The organism is Oryzihumus sp. (genome assembly GCF_036391795.1).
Lineage (GTDB): Bacteria > Actinomycetota > Actinomycetes > Actinomycetales > Dermatophilaceae > Oryzihumus.
Map to the genome: position 1 here is coordinate 1 of NZ_DASVZH010000330.1, position 6,671 is coordinate 6,671.

Genomic DNA, 6,671 nt, shown 5'->3' on the forward strand with positions numbered 1-6,671 from the left:
AGCGAGGAACGGCTGCGGCACGCCGACCTCGGCGCACTGAGCGAGGCGGAGCTGGCCGAGGTGGCGCCGCTGCTGCACCGGCTGATGACCACACTGCCGACGCGACGCACCCGGCGGCGGCACCGGCACCCGCGGGGGGACCGGCTCGACGTGCGCGCCACGATCCGGCGCAGCATCCGCTCCGGCGGCGACCCGGTGCTGGCCGTGCGTCGCTCACGGCGGCGCCGGCCCCGCCGGCTGGTGGCCCTGCTCGACATCTCGGGGTCGATGGAGCCCTACGCGCGGGCGTGGCTGCACCTGCTCTGGGGTGCCACGACGGTCGCCCGCGCCGAGGTGTTCGTCTTCGGCACCCGCCTGACACGGCTCACGCCCGTCTTGCGGACCCGGAGCCCGCAGCAGGCCCTCGCCCGCGCCGGCCGGGCGATGCCCGACTGGTCCGGAGGGACCCGGATCGGGCACAGCCTCAAGGCGTTCATGCACCGCTACGGCCGCAGCGGGATGGCCCACGGCGCGGTGGTGCTCGTCGTCTCCGACGGGTGGGAGCGGGACGACCCGGCCGTCCTGGCGGCGCAGATGGAGGCCATCGCGCGACGCGCGCACCGCGTCGTGTGGGTCAACCCCCGGGTGTCGGCGCCGGGGTTCGCGCCGGACACCGGCGGCATGCGGGCGGTCCTGCCCTTCTGCGACGACCTGCTCAGCGGGCACTCGGTGGAGGCGCTCGCGGAGGTGGTGGCGGCCCTGGGCGGTGACCGGCAGGTGAGCAGCCGGCATACCGACCGGTAACCGGACATGAGCGTCCCCACCGTGCACCACGGGCCCGTGTGCGACGATGCACCCGATGAACGCACACGGTGAAAGGAACAGCCGGTGAAGGGCAGGATCCTCGTCGTCGACGACGACCTCGCGCTGGCGGAGATGCTGGGCATCGTCCTGCGCAACGAGGGCCTCGAGGTCGTGCACGTCGCCGACGGTTCCTCGGCGATGGCCGCCTTCCGCGAGAGCCGGCCCGACGTGGTCCTGCTCGACGTGATGCTCCCCGGGATGGACGGCATCGAGGTGTGCCGGCGCATCCGCGGCGAGTCCGGCGTGCCCATCGTCATGCTCACGGCGCGCAGCGACACGGTGGACGTGGTCGTCGGGCTGGAGTCCGGCGCCGACGACTACGTGGTCAAGCCGTTCAAGCCGCAGGAGCTCATCGCCCGGGTGCGCGCCCGGCTGCGCCGCGGCGACGAGCCCGAGCCCGAGCGCCTGGAGATCGGCGACCTGGTCATCGACGTGGCCGGGCACTCGGTCAAGCGCGACGGGCAGCCGCTGTCGCTGACCCCGCTGGAGTTCGACCTGCTCGTCGCGCTCGCGCGCAAGCCGTGGCAGGTGTTCACCCGCGAGGTGCTGCTGGAGCAGGTGTGGGGCTACCGCCACGCCGGCGACACCCGGCTGGTCAACGTCCACGTGCAGCGGCTGCGCTCCAAGATCGAGCAGGACCCCGAGCACCCCGAGATCGTCGTGACCGTGCGTGGCGTCGGCTACAAGGCGGGTCCGAGCTAGCCGATGTCCGAGTCGAGCCGCCCGGCGCCCGAGCAGCCCTCCCGGTTCGCGATCCGCAGGACCCGGGCACTGCGCACTGCCGGTTGGGCCGTGGCCCGGGCCCGCGCGGCGGTGATCGGCTCCGGACGCTGGCTGGCCCACCAGTGGCGCGCCTCGCTGCAGTTCCGGGTCATCTCCATGACCATGCTGCTGGGCCTGGTCGTGGTGCTGCTGCTCGGCTCCTACCTCTACCAGCAGATCGCCGACGGCCTGGTCTCCGACCGGGTCAAGTCCGCCACGGAGGAGGCGGCGCAGGGCACCCGCGCCGCGCAGACGCGCTTCGACGCCGCCGACCGGACCGACCCGACCAGCCTGAGCGTGCTGGCCACAGACCTGGTCCAGCAGCTGGCCTCGCCGGGCGCCGACCACGCCCGCGACGTGATCCTCACGCGCGCGCTGCACAACACCCGCACGCCGGTGGTCGCAACGCGCCTGTCCGGTGACGTCGGCCTGCCCAGCGTGCCGGCCGAGCTGCGCCGGGCGGTCGCCGCCGACGCCACCCACCAGCACGTGCAGATCATCGCCACCAGCTCCTCGGACACCGGGGCTGCGGTGCCGACGGTCATCGTCGGCAGCCAGGTCTCGCTGCCCGTGGCCGGCACCTACGAGCTGTACTTCGTCTTCCCGATGGAGCGCGAGCAGGCGACGCTGAAGGTCGTCGCCCAGACGTTCACCCTCGGTGGCATCGCCCTGGTGCTCATGGTGGGTGCCGTCGCCTACGTCGTCACCCGGCTCGTGGTGGACCCGGTACGCCGTGCCGCCGAGGTCGCCGAGCGCCTCGCCTCCGGGGGGCTGCACGAGCGCATGCGCGCCCGGGGGCAGGACGACCTGGCGCGGCTGGCCAAGTCGTTCAACGCCATGGCCGAGAGCCTGCAGAAACAGATCCGCCAGCTCGAGGACCTCTCCCGGGTCCAGCAGCGGTTCGTCTCCGACGTCTCGCACGAGCTGCGCACCCCGCTGACCACGATCCGGATGGCCGGCGACCTGATCCACGACTCCCGCGACGAGTTCGACCCCTCGGTGTCCCGCTCGGCCGAGCTGCTGCACGACGAGCTCGACCGGTTCGAGTCGCTGCTCGGCGACCTGCTGGAGATCAGCCGCTTCGACGCCGGGGCGGCGGCGCTCGACCTGGAGGCCACCGACCTGCGCGACACGGTGGCCCGGGTGGTGGAGGCGACCGTGGCCCTGGCCGAGCGCCGCGGCAGCCTGGTCCGGGTCGACGCCCCGCACCGGGCGTGCGTCGCCGAGATCGACCCGCGCCGCGTCGAGCGGATCCTGCGCAACCTGGTAGTCAACGCGATCGAGCACGGCGAGGGCCGGCCCATCGTCGTGCGGGTCTCCTCCAACGGCACGGCGGTGGCGGTGACCGTCCGCGACAACGGGGTCGGGCTGCGCCCCGGCGAGGCGGCGCTGGTGTTCAACCGGTTCTGGCGCGCCGACCCGGCCCGTGCCAGGACCACTGGCGGCACCGGGCTCGGTTTGGCCATCGCCCTGGAGGACGCCCACCTGCACGACGGCTGGCTGCAGGCCTGGGGGGAGCCCGGGCGCGGCTCGTGCTTCCGGCTGACGCTGCCCCGTCGCGCGGGCGTGGGCATCGACCGCTCGCCGCTGCCGCTGACGCCGGAGGAGGAGAAGCCCCGGTCCAGCCGGGGCGTCGGCGGGCCTTACCAGCAGCTCGGCCGCCAGGCCGAGGGCTCCCGATGAGCCGCCGCCTCGTCGCGGCCGCCCTGCTCGGGCTGGCCCTGGCGACCGCCGGCTGCGGCGGCCTGCCCACCACCGGGCCGGTGCGCGAGGGGCTCTCGGTGGGCAGCCCGCCGGTGGAGCCGGTGCGGGTGCTGCCCGACGGCCCGGCCGCCGGGGCCACGCCGGAGCAGATCGTCCGCGGCTTCCTGCGGGCGGCGGCCGGCTTCGACGACGACCACGCCGTGGGCCGCTCCTTCCTGCTGCCCAGCGTGGCCCAGAACTGGGTGCCCGACCACGGCGTCACCGTCTTCCCCGGCGAGTCCGCGCTGTCGGTGCGGACGCTGCCCGGGGACCGGGTGCGGGTCACCGTCCCGGCCACGGCGAGCATCGACGAGTCGGGCCGCTACCGCGAGCTGCCGCACGGCTCCACGGCCAGCGCCACCTTCGGCCTGCAGCAGGTCGGTGGGCAGTGGCGGATCGCCAGCACCCCGGCCGGTTTCGGGCTGTGGCTCAGCGGGGCCGACCTTGACCGCCTCTACCGGCCGTTCGCGATCCACTACGCGGTGCCGGCCACCCGGACGCTGGTGCCCGACGAGCGCTGGTTCCCCCTCACCCCCGGGCTGGCCACGACCCTGGCCCGCGCCCAGCTCGGTCCGGTGCCCGACTACCTCAGCGGGGCGGCGGTCAGCGGCGTGCCCGAGAGCACCCAGCTGGCGGTCGACGCGGTGCCGGTGGAGAACGGCCGCGCCGCAGTCGACCTGTCGGTCAGCGGACTGGTCGCCGACCCGGAGCTGCGGCGGGCCATGTGGGCACAGTTCGTGGCCACGTTGACCCAGGCGCCGACGGTGTCCTCGGTGTCCCTGCTCGTCGGTGGCAGCAAGGTCGACCTGCAAGGCGTGCCCGAGGCGCCCTCCAGCCTGGTCCAGGTCGGCTACCCCGAGGACAGCGACGACACCCAGGTGACCAGCGTGGTGGTGCGTCAAGGCACGGCGCTGCACCGGCTCGACCCCGCCGGGCTCGGCGGCACCGACGACCCGCGCCGGGCCCCGGCCAGCCTCACCAGCGAGCTGCCCGCGATACCGCTGACGTATGGTCCGCTCGCGCTCTCCCGCGACGGCGCGGAGCTGGCCGCGGTGAGCACCGACGGCACCAGCCTGGCCCGGTGGCGCGGCACGAAGCTGACCCCGGTGGCCCCGTTCGCCCGGGACCTGACGCGACCGGCGTTCGACGGACGGCACGGCCTCTGGGTGGGTGGGACCGTCGGCCAGACCTCCCACGTCTACGTCATCGACACCTCCGCGACCCCCTCGGCGCCGCGCGCGCTCGACGTGCCGTGGCTGGGCAACCGGCGGGTGGTGGCCCTGCGCGTGGCCGCCGACAGCACCCGCATGGTCCTGGCGACCCGTGGCCCCGGGGGCGACGTCCGCGTCGACGTCGTCGGCATCGTGCGCGCCGCCAACGGCGCCCCCCGCAGCCTGACCACGCCGCTGCGGGTGGGGGAGCGGCTGACGAGCGTCCGCGACGTGGCCTGGGTGGACTCGCGGACCGTCGCGGTGCTGGGCTCGGAGGGGTCGGAGGACCCGTTGCGGCCCTACCTGGTCGAGGTCGGTGGCCCGACCAGCGCCCTGGCGCCCGTGGCCGGTGCCGTGTCCTTGACGAGCACCGGCGGTCCCCGCGGCCTGGTTGTCGCGAACGACCGCGGTCAGGTGCTGACGCGTGCCGGGAACGGCTGGGTCGTCGAGGCCGGTGCGAACGACCTAGTGGTCCCCGCCGGCTGATGGACGCCCGACGGCCGCAACGGGACTGATGCGGCTGTGGATCCGGAGCATTCACAACGCCTTTCGCTGATCCCGTGGCGTCGTCTCCTGTTGTGCCTTGACGCTCAAGGCATCAGCCGTTCGGTGGATGTTGTCTCGCCTGATCAGCCTCACGACGCGAGCGCATCAGGCGATGTCAGCGGATCCCCTTGAGCGACAGTCTCTTCCTTGTCGTCGGGACGTCCGCCCCGCGCCACAGATGTCCTGAAAGGGGACCAGAAATGCTCCGTTACATCGCCAAGTTCCAGACCCGGCTCGCTGCTGTCCGTGACCACTACGAGGAGGGCGCGACCGCGGTTGAGTACGGCCTGCTCGTCGCCCTGATCGCGGCTGTCATCGTCACGATCGTCGCGACCCTGGGCACGCAGATCAACAACGCGTTCACCACGGTCTCCAACAAGCTGCCCGCCGCCTGATCACACGGCAAGCGGCAATGGCCGCACTCTGCGTGCGTCCTGAAAGGGGACCCGAAATGGTTCGGTATATCGCTCGATTCCAGACACGACTGGCCACCGTCCGCGACACGGTTGATGAGGGTGCCACCGCAGTGGAGTACGGACTGCTGGTGGCTCTGATCGCGGCTGTCATCGTCACGATCGTCGCGACGCTGGGGACCCAGATCAACAACGCCTTCACAGCTGTGAGCACGGCTGTGGGCGCGGCGGCGGCCTGATCCCCATGGATCACGACTCCACCGCGGTTGCGCCGCAGGATCGCGGGGCAACCGCGGTGGAGTACGCGCTGATCGCGAGCCTCATTGCCGGTGTCGTCGGTGGTGCGATCGCCCTGCTCGGCCAACACGTTGTCGGGCTCTTCACAAGCGTTCCCGGTTTCTGACCAGGTGGAGTACGCATGAACCTTCTCAAACGCAGGAGTCCCCGTGAGCGGGGTGCCGCGGCCGTGGAGATGGCCATTGTCCTTCCGGTACTCGTGGCCCTCGCCTTCGGGATCATCGACTTCAGCCGGGTCTTCAACGCCGAGCTCCAGATCAGCCAGGCGGCACGCGAAGGTGCTCGCCTGGCCGCCCTGGCTGACGGCGGGGCGAACTACACGAAGACTGATGTCCGCAACCGCGCGCTCGCCGCGGCGCCGGCGCCGGGCTTCGGCACGACGGCGCCAACCATCCCGGATGGCGACATCACGCTGTGCCAGCACTCGCCGGGCCGGTTGGATACGAGCTCGGTCAAGGTCTCCTACTCGTTCGCCGGGATCTTCTGGTCCCAGAACATCTCACAGACGGCGGTGATGAGATGCGGAGGCTAGGCCTGCTCCGACGGATCAACCGGCTGCGCGACGGACGCGATCGGGGCACCGTCGCGCTCCTGGTCGCGGTTCTCTTCGGGAGCGGGGTGCTCCTCGGGTGTGCGGCCCTGACCATCGATGTCGGCAACCTCCAGGCGGAGCGCCGGCAGCTCCAGAACGGTGCCGATGCGGCCGCCTACTCGGCCATGGCCCAGTGCGCCAAGGGGACGTGTCCCACCGCTGCCAACCTCGAGGGTCTGACCGGCCAGAACGCCGCAGACGGGTTCACCTACGTCCGTAGGGTGGATGGGGGACAGGCGGTGTGTGGTCAGGTTTCCGCGCCCG

General features: G+C 72.7%; 9 protein-coding genes. All 9 read left to right on the forward strand.

The window, feature by feature from the left end:
- A partial coding sequence (locus tag VF825_RS20005; protein WP_331116738.1) for a vWA domain-containing protein occupies window positions 1–783 on the forward strand: 783 nt, incomplete at its 5' end.
- An 84-nt stretch (window positions 784–867) separates the two neighbouring features.
- Window positions 868–1,545 (forward strand): MtrAB system response regulator MtrA, encoded by a 678-nt coding sequence (gene mtrA / locus VF825_RS20010; protein WP_141787439.1) that lies wholly within the window; start codon window positions 868–870, stop codon window positions 1,543–1,545.
- Between the two features lie 3 nt (window positions 1,546–1,548).
- Window positions 1,549–3,288 (forward strand): MtrAB system histidine kinase MtrB, encoded by a 1,740-nt coding sequence (gene mtrB / locus VF825_RS20015; RefSeq protein ID WP_331116741.1) that lies wholly within the window; start codon window positions 1,549–1,551, stop codon window positions 3,286–3,288.
- Window positions 3,285–5,045 carry an LpqB family beta-propeller domain-containing protein gene (locus VF825_RS20020; RefSeq protein WP_331116743.1) on the forward strand — a complete coding sequence of 587 codons (1,761 nt, stop codon included), beginning with the start codon at window positions 3,285–3,287 and terminating at the stop codon, window positions 5,043–5,045. Before mtrB ends, VF825_RS20020 begins: the two co-directional genes overlap by 4 nt.
- 260 nt (window positions 5,046–5,305) lie before the next feature.
- Window positions 5,306–5,500, forward strand: a complete 195-nt coding sequence (locus tag VF825_RS20025) for a Flp family type IVb pilin (protein WP_331116745.1) — start codon at window positions 5,306–5,308, stop codon at window positions 5,498–5,500.
- A 56-nt stretch (window positions 5,501–5,556) separates the two neighbouring features.
- A complete protein-coding gene (locus VF825_RS20030) occupies window positions 5,557–5,757 on the forward strand; it encodes a Flp family type IVb pilin (protein ID WP_331116747.1) in 201 nt (66 codons plus the stop codon).
- 5 nt (window positions 5,758–5,762) lie between these two features.
- Entirely contained in the window at window positions 5,763–5,921 is a 159-nt protein-coding gene (locus tag VF825_RS20035) for a Flp family type IVb pilin (RefSeq protein WP_331116749.1), read from the forward strand.
- Window positions 5,922–5,984: 63 nt separating this feature from the next.
- Window positions 5,985–6,347: a TadE family protein gene (locus VF825_RS20040; protein ID WP_331116751.1), complete on the forward strand. Its 363-nt coding sequence runs from the start codon at window positions 5,985–5,987 to the stop codon at window positions 6,345–6,347.
- Window positions 6,335–6,671: pilus assembly protein TadG-related protein (locus VF825_RS20045; protein WP_331116753.1), on the forward strand; the 337-nt coding region annotated here is incomplete at its 3' end. The genes VF825_RS20040 and VF825_RS20045, both read left to right, overlap by 13 nt.

What these genes read in the sequence shown, in the direction of transcription:
- mtrB (WP_331116741.1), top strand. Translation starts at nt 1,549, where the DNA reads ATGTCCGAGTCGAGCCGCCCGGCGCCCGAGCAGCCCTCCCGGTTCGCG.
- VF825_RS20025 (WP_331116745.1), top strand. Translation starts at nt 5,306, where the DNA reads ATGCTCCGTTACATCGCCAAGTTCCAGACCCGGCTCGCTGCTGTCCGT.
- VF825_RS20020 (WP_331116743.1), top strand. Translation starts at nt 3,285, where the DNA reads ATGAGCCGCCGCCTCGTCGCGGCCGCCCTGCTCGGGCTGGCCCTGGCG.
- VF825_RS20035 (WP_331116749.1), top strand. Translation starts at nt 5,763, where the DNA reads ATGGATCACGACTCCACCGCGGTTGCGCCGCAGGATCGCGGGGCAACC.
- VF825_RS20030 (WP_331116747.1), top strand. Translation starts at nt 5,557, where the DNA reads ATGGTTCGGTATATCGCTCGATTCCAGACACGACTGGCCACCGTCCGC.